We start from the raw sequence: 20,442 nt of genomic DNA, 5'->3' as shown, positions 1-20,442 counted from the left end.
TCACGCCCCTCCCATCAGGCTTGCATGGATGTCTTCCGCCGCGTCGCGGCCTTCGGCCACGGCGGTCACGGTCAGGTCTTCGCCACCGGCGGCGCAATCGCCGCCCGCCCAGATGCCGGGCACCGAACTGCGGCCCGGCCCGGTGATGGCGATCTTGCCGCCGTCGAGCGCGAGCACCTCCGGCGCGCCCGCGAGGGTCTGGCCGATGGCGAGCAGCACCTGATCGGCGGGCAGGGTGATGTCTTCGCCGGTTTCGGCGAGCTTGCCGCCTTTCGTTGCGGTCCGCGCGAGGGTGATCTCGCCCGGCCCGAGCGCCTTGGGCGCGGCGTTGAACAGCAGCCGCACGCCTTTCGAGGTGGCGAGATCCTGTTCGTAGCCCGAGGCGGGCATCGCCGCCTGGTCGCGGCGATAGGCAATGGTCACGGTCTCGGCGCCGAGCAGCTTCGATTGCACCGCGGCGTCCACCGCCGTCATGCCGCCGCCGATCACCACCACGTTGCGGCCTACCGGCACATCGGTCTTGTCGGCGGACTGGCGCATCGAGGCGATCCAGTCGACGGCGCTTTCGATCCCGTCATGCTCGCCTTCGAGCGCCACGGCGTTCACCCCCGCAAGCCCCATGCCCAGAAACACCGCATCATGCGCTTCCTGCAAGGCGGCAAGGGTCAGGTCATTGCCGAGGCGGCGACCGTATTCGATGGTGATGCCGCCGATCTTCATCAGCCAGTCCAGCTCGGCCTGGGCGAAGTCGTCGGTCGCCTTGTAGGCGGCGATGCCGTATTCGTTCAGCCCGCCGCCCTTGGGCCGCGCGTCGTAGATCGTCACGCTGTGGCCGTGCATCGCCAGACGGTGCGCGCAGGCAAGCCCGGCGGGCCCGGCGCCCACCACCGCGATCTTGCGGCCCGTCTCTGCGGCGCGGGCGAAGGGTTGCACGCCGCCGAAGATCAGCTTGTCGGTCGCGTAGCGCTGCAGCCGGCCGATCTGCACCGGCTCGCCCTCGGCGGTCTCGCGCACGCAGGCTTCTTCGCAGAGCGTTTCGGTCGGGCAGACGCGGGCGCAGATGCCGCCCAGAACGTTCTGGGCGAAGATCGTGCGCGCCGCCGCTTCCGGCGTGCCGGTGGCGATCTGGCGGATGAACAGCGGAATGTCGATCGAGGTCGGGCAGGCGGTGGTGCAGGGCGCGTCGTAGCAGAAATAGCAGCGGTCTGCGGCCACCAGCGCCTCGTGGTCGCTGAGCGGCGGGTCGAGGTCGCTGAACCCGGCGGCGATCTGGTCGACCGGCAGGCGTCCAGCGGCGATGCCCGGTGTGGACGAGTTGATTGGCATGGTCGGTTTCCCTGTTCGGACTTCTTTATATTGACCATAAGGTCAAAACTTGATTCACGCCAAATCAATTCATGCGATGGGCGCGAAGTTGCGCGTTTGCAGAGGCGGACGGGTGGACAAAAAGCAAAACCGGCCACGCGCGACCGGTTTTTGAGCATTTATGCAAATCGGGGGCAGGGCGGGCCGCCCGGCGGCCGGGCCTGCCCGCTAGCTCGCCGCCAGCGCCGCGCGCTCGGCCCGCAGCGCCTCGATCCAGCCGTACCAGGCTTCGAGCCCTTCGCCGGTCAGCGCCGAGACGGTGAGCACGCCGATCTGCGGATTCACCCGGCGGGCGTAGTCCACGCATTTTTCAACGTCGAAGGGCACATAGGGCAACAGATCGGCCTTGTTCAGCACCATGAGCCGGGCGGCGGCGAACATGTCGGGATACTTGATCGGCTTGTCCTCGCCCTCGGTGACCGAGAGGATGACCACCTTGGCCGCTTCGCCCAGGTCGAAGCCGGCCGGGCAGACGAGATTGCCCACATTCTCGATGAAGAGCACGCCGTCCTCGTCCAGCGTCAGCCCGCCGAGCGCGCTGTGCACCATGTCGGCATCGAGGTGGCAGCCCTTGCCGGTGTTGATCTGCACCGCCTGCACGCCGGTTTCGCGGATGCGCTCGGCGTCGTTGCTGGTCTGCTGATCGCCCTCGATCACCGCCAGCGGCACCTTGCCGGCCATGTCCTGCGCGGTGCGGGCGAGCAGGGTGGTCTTGCCCGAGCCGGGGGAGGAGACGAGGTTGAGCGCCAGCACCCCCGCCTCGGCGAAATGCTCGCGGTTATGGGCGGCGATGTGATCGTTCCGGGCAAGGATGTTTTCCTCGATTTCGATGATCCGCGCTTCGCTCAGCCCGGGCGCATGGGCGCCGCCGAGCGGGCCATGATGGTGGTGATGATCGTGGCCATGGCCATGGTCATGATCGTGGTGATGATGATGGTGGTGGCCTGCGCGGGCTTCCCCGTCGATCTTCACATCGGCCTGTCCGCATCCGCATGTCGTGCACATCACGCCACCTCCATTTCCTTCACCCGCATTTCCTGTCCGCCGGTGATCTGAACCTTGTATCCGCCGCATAACGGGCAGGCATCGCCCAGCGCCGCGATCTCGATCTCCGTGCCGCAATCATGGCACCAGGCGCGGCCGGGCACACGCAGAATTTCAAGCGCCGCCCCCTGTGCCATGCTGCCCTGCGATACCGCCTCGAACGAAAACCGTATCGCCTCGGGCATCACATGGCTGAGCGCCCCGATTTCGAGCCAGACCACGGTGATGCGGTCGGCCCCGGCCTCGCGCGCCTGCCGTTCGACGATCTGAACGACGCTCTCGGCCAGGGCCATTTCGTGCATGCCGCTCTCCGTTGCCGCCGTTGCGGGGTCAGCTCACCTTCACCTGCAGCATGTCTTCCCCGTCTTCGCCCACCATATGCACCGCGCAGGCGATGCAGGGGTCGAAGCTGTGGATCGTGCGCAGGATCTCGATCGGCTGGTCCGGGATCGCCAGTCTGTGGCCTTTCAGCGCGGCCTCATACGGCCCCGCCGCGCCGCCCGCATCTTTCGGGCCGGCATTCCATGTGGTCGGCACCACCGCCTGATAATTGGCGATCTTCTGGTCCTCGATCACGATCCAGTGGCCGAGCGCGCCGCGCGGCGCTTCCATGAAGCCCGCCCCCTGCGCATGGCGCGGCCAGGTGGAGGGATCCCATTTCTCGGCATTGTGGGTCGAGAGATCGCCCGCCTTGATGTTGGCGATCAGGTCGTTGTACCAGCCGCGCATCCAGTCGAGATAGACTTTCGTCTCCAGCGTCCGTGCCGCGGTGCGCCCCAGCGTCGAGAACAGCGCCGTCACCGGCACGTCGAGGGTGGAGAGCGTCATGTCCACCAGTTCCTTGGCATGCGCATTGCCGGTGGCGTAGAGCATCAGCATCCGGCTGAGCGGCCCCACCTCCATCGCCTTGCCGTTCCAGCGCGGCGATTTGAGCCAGGAATAGCCCTGCTCGACATCAAGCTGGTCATAGGGCGGCTGCGGCCCGGTGAAGTTGAACTCGGTCTCGCCCTGATAGGGGTGCAGGCCGACGCCGGCGCCGCCTTCATACTTGTACCAGGCATGATCGACGAATTCCTGGATCTGGCTTTCCTCGTGCAGATCCACCTCGTGCACCGTCGACAGATCACGGTCGAGGATCACGCCGCGCGGGACCAGGAAGGATGAAGTGTCGTTCGTTGCGCCGGTGGGGAAGTCGCCATAGGTCAGGAAGTTGCCCACGCCTTCGCCCATCGCGCCCCAATCCTTGTAGAACGAGGCGATGGCCAGCGTATCGGGCAGATAGGCCTGGTTGACGAAGGCTTCCATCTTGTCGATCACGCGGCTGACTTCGGCGAGGTCTTCCATGTTGAGCGCGCCGTCGCTGTTGGGGTCGATCGGGCTGGCCACGCCGCCGACGAGGAAGTTCGGGTGCGGGTTCTTGCCGCCGAAGATCGTGTGCAGCTTGACCACGTCGCGCTGCCATTCCAGCGCGTCGAGGTAATGCGCCACCGCCATCAGGTTCGCCTCGGGCGGCAGCTTGTAGGCCGGGTGGCCCCAGTAGCCGCCGGCGAAGATGCCAAGCTGGCCCTGTTCCACGAAGGTCTTGAGCTTGGCTTTCACGTCCGCGAAATAGCCCGGCGAGCTTCTGGGATAGTTCGACAGCGATTGCGCCAGCTCCGCCGTCGCCTTCGGGTCGGCGTCGAGCGCCGAAACCACGTCGACCCAGTCGAGCGCGTGCAGGTGGTAGAAGTGCATCACGTGGTCATGTACATATTGCGCCGCGATCATCAGGTTGCGGATGAGCTGCGCGTTTTTCGGGATCTCGATCTTCAGCGCGTCCTCGACCGAGCGCACGCTGGCGATGCCGTGCACCAGCGTGCAGACGCCGCAGATGCGCTGGGCGAAGGCCCAGGCGTCGCGCGGATCGCGCCCTTTCAGGATGATCTCGATGCCGCGCACCATCGTGCCGGAGCTGTAGGCTTCGGCGATGGAATTGCCGTTCATCTGCGCTTCGATGCGCAAATGCCCCTCGATCCGGGTGATCGGGTCAACGACCAGTCTTTGTGCCATGTTCCGTTTCCCCTCTCGTTAGTCGTCCAGATATTCGGCCATCATCTCGGTCAGGCTGAGCACTTCGATGTCGTCCATCTCGTTGGCTTCAAGCTGATCTTCGAGCGTCGAATGGCAGAAGGCGCACATGGTCACGATCGCATCGGGGGCGACCGCTTCGATCTGACGCTTCTTGATGTTGAAGGCCTTGGCCTGCAGATCGTTGGCGCGCTGGTTGGCGCCGACGCCGCCGCCGCCCGAGCAGCACCAGTTCATCGTGCCGGCGTCTTCGGTCTCGATGAAGTTCTCCGCAACCATGTTCATGAGCCGGCGCGGCTCTTTGTTGATGCCGCCGCGCCGGTTCACCTGGCACGGATCGTGGAAGGTCAGACGGTCGCCGTTCTTGCCGTTTGTAGTGAGCTTGCCCTCGGCGCGGAACTGGTCGAGCACCTCGATGATGTGCTTGACCTCGAACGGATATTCCTTGCCGATCAGGTTCGGCCCTTCCCAGCGGATCGCCTGGAAGGCGTGGCCGCATTCGGGGCTGATCACGGTCTTGACCTTCAGCTTGATCGCCGCGTCCACGATGCGTGAGACGAGGTTGGCCGCCACGTCGCGGTTGCCGAGCTGGATGCCCACATTGGTGGCCTCGAACCCCTCGGTCGAGATCGTCCAGCTATGGCCCGCCTTCTTCATGATCTTCGCCACCGAGGCGATCATCTCTTCGCCCGACGCGATCTCGTGCGACGACAGCATCAGCATGTAGTCGACATTGGGCTTGTCCACCTCGATCTCGATGCCCGTCACCTTCGACGCCTGTTCGACGCGCTTCAGAAGCGCCTGTGTCAGATCGCCCATCGGCGAGGTGCCGTCGGTGTGGCGCTCGGCGGCGCCGACAAGCTCCTTGGGCCCGTGGCCCGAGGCCGACATGCCCTCGCGCATCTTGCGGATCATCATCGTGATGTCATTGCCCACCGGGCAGACCATCGTGCAGCGGCCGCACATCGTGCAACTGTCATAGACCAGCGTTTCCCACCTGGTCAGGTCGTCGTCGGTGATCTTCTTGCCCAGCCCCAGCAGGCTCTTGGCGCGCCCGAGCAGGGTATATTCGTTCGACCACATCCGGCGCATCAGCTCCAGCTTGTGGATCGGCGTGTATTCGGGATCGCCGGTTTCCTTGTAGAACAGGCAGGCTTCGGCGCAGATGCCGCAGCTCACGCAGGAGGTGAAGAAGCTCGCCACCGGCGCGTCGATCTGTTCGCGGAGCGCGTTCAGGCCCCGTTCAAGCGTCGCGGTCATGATTCAGCTCCTTTCCGGCCCTGGATCGAGCCGTTGTAGTAGCGCGCCATCGCGAAGGTGACCGCGTGCATCAGCTTGGTGAAGGGGAAGGAGACCATCAGCAATTCGGCTGACAGGATATGGATCGCCATCCACAACGTGCCGTCGACGCCGAAGACCTTGTTGACCGCGATATAGCCGGTGATCAGCGGCAGAACCGAAACGATCAGCACGAACCAGTCGCTCCAGCCGGTCAGCCGCCGGCGCACCGGATCGGTGAAGCGGGTATAGGCGAGGGCGGCGGCGGCCACGATCGCCAGCGCCACGGCGGTTTCGATCACCGCCTTGTTGAAGTCGGGCCAGCTCAGGCCGATCAGGTCTTTGATCAGCGCGATATGGGCGCCGAGAAAGAGGAAGGCGACGAAGAAGCCGATATGGAAGATATAGCCGCCGATATAGGTGACGGGGGCCTCTTTCATCGTGCCCTTGCGCGGCACCGAACGCGAGAAGATCGTCTTGATCCCCTGCGTGACGGGGCTGCCCTTGGCCTTGGCGAAATCCTTTTTGCGCCCAAGCACCACGATCTCGATCACCCGCAGGAGAATGCCCCCCACCATGATCGTGAGCGCGATGTCGAACCCGGTTGTGCGGGCCCACATCAGGAGGTCGAAATACTGGTTGTTGGTCATGATTTCTTCTCCAGATCATGCGCATCGACGGTTTCGTGCGCCTTTGCGGCCCTGGATTTGGTCGCCTTGGACAACGCGCCGCCCGCGACACCGAGCGCGACCCCGCCCGCCGCGGCGGCAAGGCCGAGCTGGCGGTAATTGCCGGCGGGGGCCGAGAGCGGTTTATAAAAGCCGCCATTGTCCCAGAAATCGGGTTCGGTGCAGCCCAGGCAGGGATGGCCCGACTGGATCGGGAACGATGTGCCGTCGTTCCACTTCACCGTGGCGCAGACGCTGCGGGTGGTCGGCCCCTTGCAGCCGAGCTTGTACAGGCACCAGCCCTCGCGCGCGCCCTCATCGTCGAACGCCTCCGCAAACAGCCCCTTGTCGTAGAACGGTCGGCGGTAGCAGCGGTCGTGGATGGTTTCGCCGAAGAAGGCTTTCGGCCGGCCCAGATCGTCAAGCTCGGGCAGGCCGAAGGTAAGGAAGTGAGCGAGCACCGAGGTCATCACGATCGGGATCGGCGGACAGCCGGGCACGTTGATGATCGGCTTGTCCGTGATGATGTCGCCCACCGCCTGCGCGCCGGTCGGGTTGGGGAAGGCATGGGGGATACCCCCGAAAGCCGCGCAGGTGCCGACGGCGACGATAGCGGCCGCGCCCTCGGCGGTTTCTTTCAGCATGTCGAGGTTCGAGATGCCGGCAATGCAGGAATATTCCGGGTTGTCGACCGGGATCGAGCCATCGACGATCAGCAGGTATTCGCCCCAGTGATCCTTCATCGCCGCCTCGCGCGCCGCCTCCGCCGCATGGCCCGAGGCCGCCTGCAGGGTGTGGTGATAGTCGAGGCTGATCGCGTTGAAGATCAAATCTTCGATCGTCGGCGCGCTGGAGCGGGTGATTGCTTCGGTGCAGCCGGTGCATTCCTGGAAGCTCAGCCAGATCACCGAGGGGCGCGGCGCGTTTTCGAGCGCATGGGCCACTTTCGGCGCCAGCATCGGCGGCAGCGCCATCAGCGAGGTCAGCGAGGCGCAGTATTTGAGGAACCCTCGTCGGCTTACCCCGTGAGCTTTCAGAAGCTCCGGAAGCATCGGTTTCTGCGCCATGGCATTCCTCCTTGTCAGTGGGCGCGGCCGTCGAACTCCGCCAGCCGGTCCGTCAGCCGCGCCAGGCCCGCTTCCGCGTCGGCACGCTGGGTTTTCAGAATTTCTGGAATGAAGGTAATCTCTACAAAGCGCGACAGGCTCTCGCCGCGCTGATCAAAATGGTCGATACGCCAGATCCCGGGAATGCCGGTTTCCTGCACATGGCTCTTGCCGAGCACGTCGAGCGTGGCCTGCACCTCGCCGGTGCCGAGCACCTCGTCGAGCAGCCGTTCGTCGCCGGGCGCGAAGGGGAAAGCGCCAAGGTCGATCACCGTTTCCTGTCCGGTGTCGAGCAGCGTGGCGAGGGCGGCGAGAATCTCGGCAAGCACCGGGCGGGCATTGCCCGTGGAGATGCGCGAGCGCAATTCCTCTAAAGCAGACGCAGCACCGATACCGTCCTGTCCTGCGGGCATTTCCTGGTCCTCCCTGACCGGCAGTGCCGTATTTGCCGCGCAGATTGCGACAGCTTTAGCTATTGCGGTATGACCTGAATCAATTCAAAAAATTGAATATTACAACCTGTGAATAGACCCTCAGCCACGCCAGCGGGTGACGAGGGCGATCACCATCCCGGCGGCGCGCGGCACGGCGGCGGCCACCTCCGGGGTCATCTCTTCGCCCACGCCCAGCGCGGCAGGCTGGATACCGACAAGCGCGCGGTTTTCGGGCACCGCGCCGCGCAGCCGCAGCCCGTCGAGCACGTCATCGAGGCCGATATCGTGCGGGTTGCGCCCGCGGGTGCGCAGGAAATGGTCCATCTCGGCGCCCTCGAACAGCTCGACGCTGCCCGGCGCCTTGTTGAGCGCGGCGGCGTCGATCACCACCATCGCGTCGGCATCTTCCATCTCGACCAGCAGGGTAAGCCCCATCGTGCCGCCGTCGAGGGCGCGGATGCCAAGCGCCTCCGCAGCCGGATCGCGCGCGACGGCCTCGGCCACCCGCACGCCGACCTGTTCGTCGGTCAACAGGATGTTGCCCAGTCCGAGAACGAGGATGGTCTGCTTGCTTGCGCTCATGTGCCGGAGCATACTTGGCCAGCCGCCCCCGGCAAGCCGGAGAAATCAGCATGTGCCTCACCGTTCCGATGCGTGTCGAAGAGATCGACGGCCACCGCGCCCGTTGCGCCGCTCTGGGGCAGGAGCGCTGGGTCGATCTCATGCTGATGGGCGACGAGCTGCCGCAGATCGGCGAATATGTGGCGATTCACCTTGGTTTCGTTCAGCGCGTGGTGCCCGAGGCGGACGCGCTCGAAGCGCACCGGCTGTTTGGCGAAATCGCCGATGTTCTGAACGGAGCGGCCCCCGGCGAGGGCTGACCGGCACGCCGCTGTTGTTTTTTTCACACAGGAAAAAAATAACACCCCGCATCCCGATTTGAGCCGTTTCGTTTGTTCGAGGTCAAATCGCCGTTCATGAATATGTGATTTAACGCGCGTCAAGAAACGAGGCGCGGACCCTGCCTGATGGCTCTCAAATCCCGACAATACGCTGAGAACGCCGGTGATATCGCGGGCCGGTGGCGCCGCGGCGCGCGGCCGACTCGCGCTGTGCCGGGGCAGGGACGGCCCGGGCTTATTCCTGGAGGACGATAGATGGCCAGATCCGTGGATTCGGCGAAGCTCTTTGGCTTGCTCCTGCTGTTCTGGCTGCTGCTGAACGGCTCCGTCGCGCCCGGCACCATCGGCGTGGGCGCGGTGGTGGCGGCGCTGATCGTGGTTTTCTTCGGCGGCTCGCTCTCGTTCCTGTCCGGCCACCGGCTTACCCCGGATGCGCTGATCGCGACCCTGTTCTACCTCGGCTATTTCCTCAGGGAGCTGGTCAGGGCCAACCTCGCGATGGCGCGGATCGTGCTCAGCCCCTCGCTGCCGATCAGGCCGGCGATCGTGAAGCTGCGCACCCGGCTTACCGATCCGGTCGCGCGGCTGCTGCTGGCCAATTCGATCACCCTCACCCCCGGCACGCTCTCGGTCGAGCTCAAGGGTGAGTGGCTCTATGTCCACTGGGTGTCGGCCACGACGACCGACCCCGAAGAAGCCACGCGCGAGATCGTGTCGGGCTTCGAAAAATACCTGGAGGTGATGTATGGTTGAGACCATCCTCATAGCCGCCGCCGCGCTCGTGGCGCTGGCCTTCGTGCTGGCGATGCTGCGGTTTCTGCGCGGGCCGCACGCGGTCGACCGGGTGATCGGCTTCGACGTGCTCACCATCATCTCCATCACCGGGATCGTGCTCGTCGCGCTCGTCGAAGGCCGCGCGATCTATCTCGATGTCGCCCTCGTCTATGCGCTGCTGTCGTTCCTCGGCGTGATCGTCGCGGCGCGCTACCTTGAGGGGGGCGAAGAATGACCGGACCTTTCGCCCTGATCGGCGCGCTCATCGTCCTTGCCGGCGCGGCCTTCCTGTTTCTCGGCGGGCTCGGCCTTTACCGGATGCCCGACAGCTACACCCGCATCCAGGCCGGCACCAAGGCGACCACGCTGGGCACGCTTCTCGTGCTGGCGGGCGCGGCCTTTCTGATGCCGGGCTGGTGGATCAAGCTGATGCTGATCCTGCTTTTCCTCATGTTCACCAACCCGCTTTCAAGCCAGGTGCTGGCCCGCGCGGCGCATCGGGCCGGGATCAGGCCCGCGCCTGAAACCCGCGCCGACGCGCTGGCCGACGATCAGGGAGATGCCTCATGACCTTGCTCGCGCCCCTTGCCGCCGCCGGGTTCGGCCTTGCCATGATCGGCGCCGCGCTCATGGCCCTGCGCGCCCGCAGCACCGCCGTCGCGGTGCTGGCCGCCGGGCTGGTGAGCCTGTTCGCCTCGGTGCTCTTCCTGATCCTCGCCGCGCCCGACGTGGCGATGACCGAAGCGGCCATCGGCTCCGGCCTGACCACTTTCCTGTTCTTCTACGTGCTCGGACGCATCCGCCGGGAGGGCTATGATGACGACTAAGTTCACCACCCGCAGCTTCGTCGCGCTGGTGCTTCTGGCCCTGCTCGGGGTGGCGTTCTGGACGCTGGCGGCGGGCTATACGCCCGATGCCGAACTGAACCGCACCGCCGCCTATTACGCTGAAAACACGGCCCGGGAGACCGGCGCGCAGAACATCGTGACCGCGATCATCGTCACCTATCGCGGGCTCGACACGCTGGGCGAGGTCACCGTGCTCTTCCTCACCGCCGCCATCGTGGCGCTGGTGCTGGGGCAGTCGAAGGCGCCGCGTGGCGGCTCCGGCTCGGGCTTCCTGCCCTCGGGCGAGCTGCTGCAGACCGGCACGAAAATGCTCCTGCCGATCATCATGCTGTTCGGGGCTTACGTCTTCGTCAACGGCCACCTCACCCCCGGCGGCGGCTTCCAGGGCGGGGCGATCCTGGCCTCGGGCATCCTGCTTCTGCTTCTGGCCGAACCGAAGCGCCGCTTCGGCCACGCGCTGATCAGCCGGGTCGAGAGCGTGTCGGGCCTTGTCTATGTGCTCATCGGCATTGCCGGGATCGTGCTTGCCGGCGGCTTCCTCGACAACCGCATCCTGCCGCTTGGCACTTTCGGTGCGCTTTTGTCGGCGGGTGCGATTCCGCTGATCTACACCCTGATCGGGCTGAAAGTGGGGGCCGAGTTCAGCTCGATCCTCGAAAGCCTCGAAGAAACGGAGGATGCCTGATGCTGCCGACCATCGCCATGGCCACGGGCTTCGCGCTGATCCTGATGGGGCTTTACGGCGCGCTCACCCACCGCAACATCCTGCGGATGATCCTGGGCTTCACCATTGCCAGCACCGGCGTGAACGTGGTGCTCGTCTCGGTCGGCTACATGCCCGGGCGCACCGCGCCGATCATGGATAGCGCCGTGCCGGTGGCCGATGCCGCCGCACGGGTGATCGACCCGGTGCCGCAGGCGCTCGTGCTCACCGCCATCGTCATCGGCCTCGGCGTCACCGCCCTGATGCTGGCCTATGCCTACCGGCTGTTCCGCATCCGCCACAGCCTCGACATCTCGAAATTCACGGAGCTGAAATGGTAAGCGCCATCTTCATCATCGCCGCCGGTCTCGGCGCGGCCTTCCTTCTCGGCCTCCTGAAAGAAGACCAGAAGGCCAGCGCCTTCGCCATCACCGTGGCCGCCCTCGGCTTCATGTCATGGGTCGCCTATGACTGGGCCGTCGCGCTCACCACCGGCCGCGCCGCGCCGGTCGACATTCTCACCGCCGGGGCGGAACCGCCCTTCGCGATCAACCTGCGCATGGGCGTGGCTGAGGCCTGGCTCGCCACCGTGATCGGGGTGACCGGCCTCGTCTCGGCCTTCTATCTGCGGCCCGCGCTGATGCGGCTCGGGCGGCGTGCCATGGCGGTGCTGCTGGTGATGACCATGGCGCTCACGGGCCTTGTGCTGACGCGCGATATCTTCAACCTCTTCGTGTTCTTCGAACTGGTCGTGATCGCCACTGGCGGACTGGTGCTGCTCTCCGACGACGAGCGCGCGGTGGCTGCCGGCTTCAAATACCTCGTGGTCAGCCAGATCATCTCGCTGCTGCTGCTGATCGGCATCATCTTCACCTATCACGCCAATGGCTCGCTCAATATCGACGATATCGCCGCCACGCCGATGATGTTCACCGGCGCGGGGCTGGCGATCTTCCTCGTGCTGATCGCGCTGATGCTGGAGCTGAAACCCTTCCCGGCGAATGGCTGGGCGCTCGATATCTACGAAGCCGCGCATCCGGGCTTTGCCGCGATCTTTTCCGCCGCCTCCGGCACCGCCGCGCTCTACGCCGCCGACAAGATCTTTGCCGCCGCCGGGCCGGACTGGCTGCCGCTCGCCACCGTGCTGGGGCTTTTGAGCTTTCTCGGCTCCGGCGTGCTGGCGCTGAAACAGACCAATGACCGCCGGCTGCTCGGTTATTCCTCCATCGGCCAGATCGGCTTCGTGCTCGCCGTGGTCGGCCAGCGCGACATTCTGGGCGAGAGCTACCTCTATATCGCCGGCGGCATCCTGATCACCCATGCGGTGGCCAAGGCCGGGCTCTACTGGCTTTCCGGGCTGGTGAAGGGCAGGGGGCTGGACGACTGGGCGGTGCTGCGCGCCAACCCGCTGCTCGTTTTCGCCTTCGCCTCTTTCGTGGCCATGCTGGTGGGCCTGCCGCCCTTTCCGGGTTTCTACGCCAAATGGGATCTGATGCATGCCCTTGCCGGGTCCGACCGGTTGGTGGTGCTCGGCCTGATCCTGCTCGGCGCGCTGATCGAGGCGGGCTACATGTTCCGCTGGTTCGGCTATGCGCTGAAGCGGGAGGTGCGCGAAGCCTTCCCCGGCTTTGCCACCGACAAGACCGCCGTGGTGCTCGTGGCGCTTGCCGCGGGCTGGGCGCTGGGCTTCGTCTGGGGCGCGGCCTCGGCCAATCCCAATCTGCTCACCGCCTTGCCGATCCTCTTCGCGCTCGCCTTCCTCGTGCTGGAGCCGCTCCCCGCCTGGGCAAAAAACATCCTCGCCATTGCCGGCCTCGTCGGCTGGTTCGTCTGGCGCTACCCGGGCTACGACCCGTTGCAGATGATCTTCGCGGTGGTGATGATCCTCGGCGGCGCGGTGATCCTGCTGGCCTCGTTCTACGAAAAAGGCCGGCGGATCGGCTTCTACCCGCCGACCATGCTGATGTATGCGGGCCTTGCTTTGCTGATCGAGGCGCAGACCTCGTTCGAGTTCTTCGCCGCCTGGGAAGTGCTCACCATCGGCTCCTATTTCCTGATCCTGCGCGGGCGGATGGGCGAGCCCCATGCTCTGTCCTACATCCTGTTCTCGCTCGGCGGCGCCTTTGCGATCCTCGCGGGCTTCGCCGTGGCGTCAATGGGGGTGCAGCCCTTCGCGCTCGACAATCTCAAGGCGCTGGCCGAGGCCGCCGTGCCTAGCGCGCCCTGGGTCTTCGTGCTGCTCGCGGTGGGCTTCATGACCAAGACCGCCTCGATTGGCCTCCACATCTGGCTGCCCGGCGCGCACGCCGAGGCGGAAACGGACGTGTCGCCGATGGTGTCGGGCATCCTGCTGAAAGCCGGGCTGTTCGGGCTGTTCATCCTGCTGATGAATATGGGCCACCAGCACCTCTGGGGTGTCGACCTGACCGAAGTGCTGGTCTGGATCGGCGCGCTCTCGGCCTTCCTCGGCGCGCTGATGGCGATCTTCCAGGAAGACGCCAAACGTCTGCTCGCCTATTCCTCGATCTCGCAGCTCGGCTATGCCCTGTTCGGCCTCGCGCTGATGAACCATGTCGGCTGGCTCCTGGCGATGATGTTCGTCATCAACCACTACATCTACAAGTCGATGCTCTTCCTCGCCGTCGGCGGCGTCTACAAGCGCACCCATACCAAGCTGATGTACAAGATGGGCGGGCTTATCACGCTCATGCCCTTCACCTTCGTCAGCGTGCTGGTGGGGATCATCGCCATGTCGGGCGTGCCGCCGCTGTCGGGCTTCGGCGGACGGTGGCTGTTCTACAATGCCATCATGGCGAGCGATCTGCGCCTGCCGATGGTGCTGATCTTCATGTCCGGCCCGATTGCCTTCCTCTACCTGTTCCGGCTGATCCACACGATCTTCCTCGGCCAGCTCAAGGATGAGCACCGCCGGCTGAAGGAAGCGCCGTTCTGGCTGGTCGTGCCGCAGATGATCTTCGTGCTCGCACTGCTCGCCTTCGCCGTACTGCCCGGCATGGCGCTGCAAAAGGTCGACGGCTATATCGGCAGCTTCTTCGGCGACGAGCCGCTGATCTGGTCGGGCAGGGCCATCACCTCGACCTTCGGCCACTGGAACCCGGTGGCGATCATGGGGGTGATCGGCGTGGTCTTCGTGACCGTGCTGGCGCTGCTCCTGTGGATGAACCACAACGCCCAGAAGGTGAAGCAGTTCAACATCGTCTTCTCCGCCGAACGCCCGTTCAAGCCGCAGACGACACACTTCGCGTGGAACTTCTTCGCGCCCTACCGCAAGGCGATGGGCTTCCTCGTGATGCCGCTGGTCACCACCTTCTGGGGCGCGATCACCGATAGCCTGCACAGCACCGCCGATTTCACCCGCCGGTTCTATACCGGCAACGGTCAGACCTATGCGGTGCAGGTGCTGTTCTTCGTGGTAGCCACCTACCTTATCGCCATGGGAGGCGCGTCATGACCTTCGAGTGGATTCACATCGCCTATGCGGCCCTGACGCTCTTCATCGTCATCAATTACGGGATGATCATGACGGCCCTGGTGCGCAAGATCGGCGCGCGGGTGGGCGGGCGCTACGGCATCCCGATCTGGCAGAACTATATCGACCTGGCGAAGAATATCGCGTTGCGCTCGAAGATCACCCATGGCGTGATGTATTATCTCGGGCCGGTCTTCCGTCTCACCGGCGGGGTGGGCCTCTTGCTGTTCGTGCCGACGATCTATGGCTCGGTGATGTTTCAGAACTTCTCCTATGCCGGCGATCTGATCCTTGCGCTCTACTTCGTGTTCTTCGGCACGCTCGGCATGGCGCTGGGGGCGGGCGAGAGCGGGCATCCGCATTCGGCCATCGGCGTCAGCCGGGGGCTGGCGCAGGTGACGGCGGCGGAATTGCCGCTGGCGCTCGGGGTCTACGCGATCTCGCTGCAATACCAGACGTTGAACATCACCGAGATCGTCGCAGCCCAGCAGGGCTCGATCTTCAACTGGACGCTGTTCACCAACCCGCTCACCACCATTGCCGCGATGTTCGCCTTCGTCGGCACGATGATGCGCTCGCCCTTCGACGTGGTGCTGGCGCCGCAGGAAATCCCGATCGGCCCGCCGACCGAATACCACTCGGCCTATCTCGCGCTGATGCAGACCAACCGGGTGCTGTTCCCGGTGGCGAAGGTGGTGATCTACATGAACCTGTTCTTCGGCGGCGCGACCAACTGGGCGGAATTCGCCATCAAGGTCTTCGCGATCTACATGGTCTCGGTGCTGATCGGCGTGGTCTATCCGCGCTTCCGCGTCGAGCAAAGCATCCGCTTTTTCCTGAAATGGGGGCTGCCGGTGGGCATCCTCGCAATCCTGACGGTGTGAACTGATGAAAGACCTCGACAAGAATTTCAAAAAGGACACCGAGACGGAGTTTCCGCTCCGCGAGGAAATGCGTCCGCGCAAGGTGACCACGCCCGACGGGCAGGTGATAGATATCGACCCGCTGGCGGATTACTTCTGCCAGGAAGCCCCGAAGGTGCACCGCAAGAGCTACTCGGCCATCGTCGAGGGGTTTTACAACTGGGCGCGGGCCAATTCGCTGTGGATCCTCGGCTTCGGCACCGGCTGCGGCGCGATCGAGATGCGCCCGCTGATGACCCCCCGGTTCGACGCCTACCGCTACGGCATCCAGTGGCGCCCGACGCCGCGGCAGGCCAACCTGCTGGTGATCTCGGGCTACCTCTCGGTGAAAACCCTCAAGCGCGCGATCCGCGCCTACGAGCAGATGCCGCAGCCCAAGTTCGTCGTCGGCCTCGGCTCCTGCACGATCAACGGCGGCATGTATTGGGACAGCTACAACACGATCAAGAAGCTCGACGAATACCTGCCAGTCGACCTCTACATCGCCGGCTGTATGCCGCGCCCCGAGGCGCTGCTGGCGGGGTTCATGGAGCTGAAGAAGATCATCCGCAAGGGCGAGGCGGAAGGGGCGAACAAATACGCCGAAAACTTCGACTGGTACAAGGCAAACCAGAAGTCCGTGATCAAGGACTGGGATATGCCGGATTATTCGTGGTGACGACATGCGCGATCTGATCGAAAAACTCACCCCCCGCTACACGCTCGGCAACGCCACCTACCAGCGCGCCGATCTCACCTTTGTCGACGTCACCCGCGATGAGCTGCGCGCGCTGCTTCTGGAGCTGCGCGACAAGGAGGGCTTCACCCATCTCGTGCTGCTCACCGCCGTCGACTGGATCGAGGAGGGCAAGTTCCAGCTCACCTACATGATCAACAACCGCGAGGCCGACCAGACGCTGGGCCTGCGCCTCTATATCGACCGCAACGACGCCGAGGGCGACACGATCCACGATATCTGGCCCACCGCCGCCACCTACCAGCGCGAATTGCGCGAGATGTTCGGCATCGCTTTCCCGGGTTCTCCCCGGGTGGATGAGGAATTCATCCTCGAAGGCTGGACCGACATGCCGCCCTACCGGCGCGACTTCGACACGCTGGCCTATTCGCAACAGACTTACGTGGAACGCGAGGGGCGCGAGACGCATGATCCGCGCGCGACCATGAAGCACAAGATGTATCCGGAGGGGTAAGGTATGTTTTCTTTCCAACCCGACCGCAGCCAATACCCGGATGTCGGCCCCGACGGGAAATTCGAGATCGACCTCGAAACCGGCAAGTTCCTCAAGCTCTGGCACGGGCCGAACCACCCCGGGATCACCGGCAATATGAGCGTTGAGCTTACCGTGAACGGCGATGAGGTGGTCGAGGGCTACACCCATGTGGGCTACCTGCACCGCGGCTTTGAAAAGCTGATGGAGCGGCGCACCTTCATCCAGGTCTTTCCCATCGTCTGCCGGGTCTGCGTGCCCGAGCCGGATTTCAACGAATATTGCTATGCCGCGGCGGTCGAGGAGCTTGCCGGCATCGAGGTGCCCGAAGAGGCCAACTGGATCCGCACGCTCATTCTCGAGATGGGGCGGTTCAACTCCTACATGATGGCGATGGGCGGCATTGCCGGGGCGCTGGGCAACGGCGTGATCGGCCAGTGGATGACCTATGTGCGCGACCTCATGCTCGACCGGTTCGAGGAACTCACCGGCGCGCGCATCTATCACATGTTCATCCTGCCCGGCGGCGTGCGCGCGGGGCTGCCCGAGGGCTTCGAGGCCCGGATGGAAGAGGTGCTGCAAACCGCCGAACGCTATCTCGATGACGTGGAAAAAGTGCTGTTCACCAATGCCGTCTTCAAGAAGCGAACCAAGGGCGTGGGCTATATCGACCCGAAACTCTTCGAGAGCTACGGCGTGACCGGCCCCAATGCCCGCGCCGGCGGCGTGGCGAAGGACGTGCGCAAGGACAGCCCCTACCTCGTCTATGATCAGCTCAGCTTCGAGGTGCCGGTGGAGCAGGACAGCGACATCTGGGCGCGCTCCATCGTGCGCTACCGCGATCTGCGCCTGACCATCGACCTGATCCGCCAGATCCTCGCCAAGATGCCGAAGGGCGGCGAGGTGATGACCAGCCTGCCCAACGTGCTGCATTGGAAAATCCCGCGCGGCGAGACCTATATCAAAGGCGAAAGCTCGCGCGGCGAATACGGCTATTACCTCGTCACCGACGGCTCCGGCTATCCGCGCCGCGTCAACGTCCGTGGCCCCAGCTATACCCACGCGATGGCGCTCCTCGAGCACCTCATCCCAGGCACGAATATCGCGGACGTGGCGGCGCTCATGGTGTCGCTCCACACCTATCCGCCCGAGATCGAAAGGTAAGAGACATGGGCAGCTTGCGCGACGTTCTCTCTCCCTTCACCGCGTGGAAACACGTGATCGAAACCCCCGTGACGATCAAGAACCCGATCGGGCGCGAGGCCGCCGACCGCTACCGCGGCTTCCACCAGAACGACACCGATAAATGCATCGGCTGCGGCTCCTGCGAGGATATCTGCCAGAACGCTGCCATCGACATGATCCCGGTCGACAACCCGAAGGATGGCGACAGCGGCTTGCGCCCGCAGATCGACTATGGCCGCTGCTGCTGGTGCGCGCTCTGCGTCGATGTCTGCATGACCGGCTCGCTCACCATGTCGAACGAATATACCTGGGTCGACAGCGACCCGGACGCGTTCCGCTTCATCCCCGGCGTCGACAAGATGCCGTGGGACGACTTTGAGAAGGGTTATGAGCGGCAGGGCGACCGGATGCTTTCGGGCCTCACCCGCCCCGAGATGGCCGAGTTGGAACCGGAAGCGCGGATCGGCAATTTCGACGAGATCGTCGCCGGCTATAGCCGCGAACAGGCGGTGCTGGAGGCCGACCGCTGCGTCGAATGCGGCCTCTGCGTCGCCACATGCCCCGCGCATATGGACATCCCCGACTACATCGCCGCGATCCGCGAGGGTGATTACGATCTCGGCACCCAGATCCTCTATGAGACCAACCCGTTCTCGGAAGTCTGTGGCCGCGTCTGCACCCATAAATGCGAAACCGTCTGCGCCGCGCAATACGAAGGCGAGCCGATCGCGATCCGCTGGCTCAAGCGCCACATCATCGACAATGTGAGCGAAGAGCGCCGGCTGGAAATCGTCGGCACGCCGCAGGTTTTGCCCACCGGCCAAAAGGTGGCCGTGGTCGGCGCCGGCCCCGCGGGCCTCACGGCGGCCTATGACCTTGCCCGCTCCGGCCATGCCGTGACGGTGTTCGAAGCGCAGGACAAGCCCGGCGGCATGATGCGCTACGGCATCCCCGAATACCGCCTGCCCTATGACGCGCTCGACCGCGATATCGCCGTGATCAAGGCGCAGGGTGTCGAGATCAAAACCGGCACGCGGATCGGCACGGATATCACCCTCGACCAGCTCAAAGCCGATTACGACGCCACCGTGCTCTCCATCGGCCTGCACCTTGGTCGCTCCACCCGCGTGCCGGGTTCGGATGCGCCGGGCGTTGAAGCCGCGATTGACCTGTTGCGCCGCATCACTGCCGGCGAGGAAGTGCCGGTGCCAAAAAAGGTCGCCGTGATCGGCGGCGGCAACGTGGCGATGGACATCGCCCGCTCGATGGCCCGGCTGCAAAAGCAGAAATTCGGCGAAGTGGGCGTGACCGTGACGGCGCTCGAAGATTTCGACCATTTCCTTGCCGACAAGGAAGAGGTGACCGAAAGCTTCGAGGAAGGCATCGAGATCCTCGACGCGCGCGGCCCGCAGGAAATCGTCACTTTCAAGTCCGGCAAGCGCAAAGGCCATGTGAAGGGGCTGCGCACCTGGAAAGTCACCTCGATCTTCGACGAGCAGGGCCGCTTCACCCCGCAATATGACGAGGGCGACGAGATGGTGCACGAGGTCGAGATGGTGGTGGAAGCCATCGGCCAGATGGCCGACATCTCGCTGCTCGGCGACGAGCTGACCGAGGCGCTGGAATGGAACCGCGGCCGGATCGCGGTGGATGCCGACGGCCACACCTCCGAGCCCTGGCTCTGGGGCGGCGGCGACGCGGTGCACGGGCCCGACGTGATCCACGCCGTGGCCGACGGCCACAAGATCGCGGCCTCGGTGAACGTGGCGCTGATGGCCAAAGCGGAGGCGGAAAAATGAAACGCGAGGCGCTTTCGAAACTGACCACCGTCGAGGAGGTGCTGGAGCTTGTCGCCGAGTTCGACCGCGAGGCGCATGGCTTCTATGTCGAGCTGATCCCGCAAGTGTCGAAAAGCATCCGCTACATCGTCGAAGACCTCGCGCTGACGCGGCTTGAGCATATCCGCAAGATCTCGGCGCTGGCGAAGTCCGACGACATGCGCGACCACCTCAAGGACGCGATCATGCGCCCCGAGGCCGACCGCAAGTTTTCCGACGCGGTGCAAACCCCGGAGCTGATGGAAAACCCCGACGATCAGGGCGTTCTGCAATTCGCGCTGGCCCGGGTGCAGCTTGCCATCGAGGAATATGCCGACCTCGCCGCCAACACCCCGCCGGGGCCGTTTCACGAGGTGTTCAGCTACCTCGCCAACGAGGAATCGAAGCACAAATCCGATCTCGAGGCACTGTATTACGAAATCGTGCATTCCGGCGGGGTCTGACCCGGCCTGAGCCGGCTCAGGCGTTTTTTCGGGTCCGCGCAAGATGGCGCGGACCCCTTTTTTCTTTGGCCAGAAGGTCAAAATCAGGCGGTTCGCGCAGAGGCTGTCTGCGGTCATGCGGCACACAACCGCAATTGATCCTTGCCGAAACCGGTTTCGGAGCGTC

The 20,442-nt window shown here is 64.5% G+C and carries 23 protein-coding genes; 14 read left to right on the top strand and 9 right to left on the bottom strand.

Translation table 11 applies throughout. The features are described 5' to 3' along the window. The 9 genes from QMG28_RS06165 to QMG28_RS06125 form a co-directional block, all read right to left on the bottom strand. A complete protein-coding gene (locus QMG28_RS06165) occupies positions 1-1,326 on the bottom strand; it encodes an NAD(P)-dependent oxidoreductase (RefSeq protein ID WP_281841340.1) in 1,326 nt (441 codons plus the stop codon). Positions 1,327-1,533: 207 nt separating this feature from the next. Then, positions 1,534-2,370 carry a hydrogenase nickel incorporation protein HypB gene (gene hypB, locus QMG28_RS06160; RefSeq protein ID WP_281841339.1) on the bottom strand — a complete coding sequence of 279 codons (837 nt, stop codon included), beginning with the start codon at positions 2,368-2,370 and terminating at the stop codon, positions 1,534-1,536. Beyond that, positions 2,370-2,711 (bottom strand): hydrogenase maturation nickel metallochaperone HypA, encoded by a 342-nt coding sequence (gene hypA, locus QMG28_RS06155; RefSeq protein ID WP_281841338.1) that lies wholly within the window; start codon positions 2,709-2,711, stop codon positions 2,370-2,372. Before hypA ends, hypB begins: the two co-directional genes overlap by 1 nt. 28 nt (positions 2,712-2,739) lie before the next feature. Further along, entirely contained in the window at positions 2,740-4,458 is a 1,719-nt protein-coding gene (locus QMG28_RS06150) for a nickel-dependent hydrogenase large subunit (protein ID WP_281841337.1), read from the bottom strand. Between the two features lie 18 nt (positions 4,459-4,476). Beyond that, a complete protein-coding gene (locus QMG28_RS06145) occupies positions 4,477-5,736 on the bottom strand; it encodes a (Fe-S)-binding protein (RefSeq protein ID WP_281841336.1) in 1,260 nt (419 codons plus the stop codon). Beyond that, the gene (locus QMG28_RS06140) at positions 5,733-6,404 is read right to left on the bottom strand and encodes a hypothetical protein (RefSeq protein WP_281841335.1); all 672 of its coding nucleotides are present in this window, start codon (positions 6,402-6,404) and stop codon (positions 5,733-5,735) included. The genes QMG28_RS06145 and QMG28_RS06140 overlap by 4 nt, the downstream gene beginning before the upstream one ends. Next, entirely contained in the window at positions 6,401-7,489 is a 1,089-nt protein-coding gene (locus QMG28_RS06135) for a hydrogenase small subunit (protein WP_281841334.1), read from the bottom strand. Before QMG28_RS06135 ends, QMG28_RS06140 begins: the two co-directional genes overlap by 4 nt. Before the next feature lie 14 nt (positions 7,490-7,503). Then, a complete protein-coding gene (locus tag QMG28_RS06130; RefSeq protein ID WP_281841333.1) occupies positions 7,504-7,941 on the bottom strand; it encodes a hydrogenase expression/formation C-terminal domain-containing protein in 438 nt (145 codons plus the stop codon). 120 nt (positions 7,942-8,061) lie between these two features. Then, a complete protein-coding gene (locus QMG28_RS06125; RefSeq protein WP_281841332.1) occupies positions 8,062-8,544 on the bottom strand; it encodes a hydrogenase maturation protease in 483 nt (160 codons plus the stop codon). A 50-nt stretch (positions 8,545-8,594) separates the two neighbouring features. On the opposite strand from QMG28_RS06125, the gene QMG28_RS06120 reads away from it, so the two are divergent. The 14 genes from QMG28_RS06120 to QMG28_RS06055 all read left to right on the top strand — a co-directional run bounded on the left by QMG28_RS06120 (position 8,595) and on the right by QMG28_RS06055 (position 20,276). Next, positions 8,595-8,843: a HypC/HybG/HupF family hydrogenase formation chaperone gene (locus QMG28_RS06120; protein ID WP_281841331.1), complete on the top strand. Its 249-nt coding sequence runs from the start codon at positions 8,595-8,597 to the stop codon at positions 8,841-8,843. A gap of 276 nt (positions 8,844-9,119) precedes the next feature. Further along, a complete protein-coding gene (locus tag QMG28_RS06115) occupies positions 9,120-9,617 on the top strand; it encodes a Na+/H+ antiporter subunit E (RefSeq protein WP_281841330.1) in 498 nt (165 codons plus the stop codon). Beyond that, on the top strand, positions 9,610-9,873 hold the full coding sequence (locus tag QMG28_RS06110; RefSeq protein WP_281841329.1) for an MrpF/PhaF family protein: 264 nt from the start codon (positions 9,610-9,612) through the stop codon (positions 9,871-9,873). Before QMG28_RS06115 ends, QMG28_RS06110 begins: the two co-directional genes overlap by 8 nt. After that, entirely contained in the window at positions 9,870-10,208 is a 339-nt protein-coding gene (gene mnhG / locus QMG28_RS06105; protein WP_281841328.1) for a monovalent cation/H(+) antiporter subunit G, read from the top strand. Before QMG28_RS06110 ends, mnhG begins: the two co-directional genes overlap by 4 nt. Beyond that, positions 10,205-10,465 carry a Na(+)/H(+) antiporter subunit B gene (locus QMG28_RS06100; RefSeq protein ID WP_281841327.1) on the top strand — a complete coding sequence of 87 codons (261 nt, stop codon included), beginning with the start codon at positions 10,205-10,207 and terminating at the stop codon, positions 10,463-10,465. Before mnhG ends, QMG28_RS06100 begins: the two co-directional genes overlap by 4 nt. Continuing rightward, positions 10,455-11,171 (top strand): Na(+)/H(+) antiporter subunit B, encoded by a 717-nt coding sequence (locus QMG28_RS06095; RefSeq protein ID WP_281841326.1) that lies wholly within the window; start codon positions 10,455-10,457, stop codon positions 11,169-11,171. Before QMG28_RS06100 ends, QMG28_RS06095 begins: the two co-directional genes overlap by 11 nt. After that, positions 11,171-11,530 carry a sodium:proton antiporter gene (locus QMG28_RS06090; protein ID WP_281841325.1) on the top strand — a complete coding sequence of 120 codons (360 nt, stop codon included), beginning with the start codon at positions 11,171-11,173 and terminating at the stop codon, positions 11,528-11,530. Before QMG28_RS06095 ends, QMG28_RS06090 begins: the two co-directional genes overlap by 1 nt. Continuing rightward, complete coding sequence (locus QMG28_RS06085) at positions 11,524-14,661, top strand: proton-conducting transporter transmembrane domain-containing protein (RefSeq protein WP_281841324.1); 3,138 nt, start codon at positions 11,524-11,526, stop codon at positions 14,659-14,661. Before QMG28_RS06090 ends, QMG28_RS06085 begins: the two co-directional genes overlap by 7 nt. After that, on the top strand, positions 14,658-15,563 hold the full coding sequence (locus QMG28_RS06080; RefSeq protein ID WP_281841323.1) for a respiratory chain complex I subunit 1 family protein: 906 nt from the start codon (positions 14,658-14,660) through the stop codon (positions 15,561-15,563). Before QMG28_RS06085 ends, QMG28_RS06080 begins: the two co-directional genes overlap by 4 nt. Before the next feature lie 4 nt (positions 15,564-15,567). Then, the gene (locus QMG28_RS06075; protein ID WP_281841322.1) at positions 15,568-16,260 is read left to right on the top strand and encodes an NADH-quinone oxidoreductase subunit B; all 693 of its coding nucleotides are present in this window, start codon (positions 15,568-15,570) and stop codon (positions 16,258-16,260) included. Between the two features lie 4 nt (positions 16,261-16,264). Further along, positions 16,265-16,792 (top strand): NADH-quinone oxidoreductase subunit C, encoded by a 528-nt coding sequence (locus QMG28_RS06070; protein WP_281841321.1) that lies wholly within the window; start codon positions 16,265-16,267, stop codon positions 16,790-16,792. Between the two features lie 3 nt (positions 16,793-16,795). After that, positions 16,796-17,974, top strand: a complete 1,179-nt coding sequence (locus tag QMG28_RS06065) for an NADH-quinone oxidoreductase subunit D (RefSeq protein ID WP_281841320.1) — start codon at positions 16,796-16,798, stop codon at positions 17,972-17,974. 5 nt (positions 17,975-17,979) lie between these two features. Next, entirely contained in the window at positions 17,980-19,794 is a 1,815-nt protein-coding gene (locus tag QMG28_RS06060) for an FAD-dependent oxidoreductase (RefSeq protein ID WP_281841319.1), read from the top strand. Then, complete coding sequence (locus QMG28_RS06055; RefSeq protein WP_281841318.1) at positions 19,791-20,276, top strand: ferritin family protein; 486 nt, start codon at positions 19,791-19,793, stop codon at positions 20,274-20,276. Before QMG28_RS06060 ends, QMG28_RS06055 begins: the two co-directional genes overlap by 4 nt. Positions 20,277-20,442 lie beyond the last annotated feature (166 nt).

The sequence above is a fragment of the Sinisalibacter aestuarii genome, assembly GCF_027923545.1.
Taxonomy (GTDB): domain Bacteria; phylum Pseudomonadota; class Alphaproteobacteria; order Rhodobacterales; family Rhodobacteraceae; genus Sinisalibacter; species Sinisalibacter aestuarii.
This window is presented reverse-complemented; position numbering and strand designations above follow the sequence as displayed.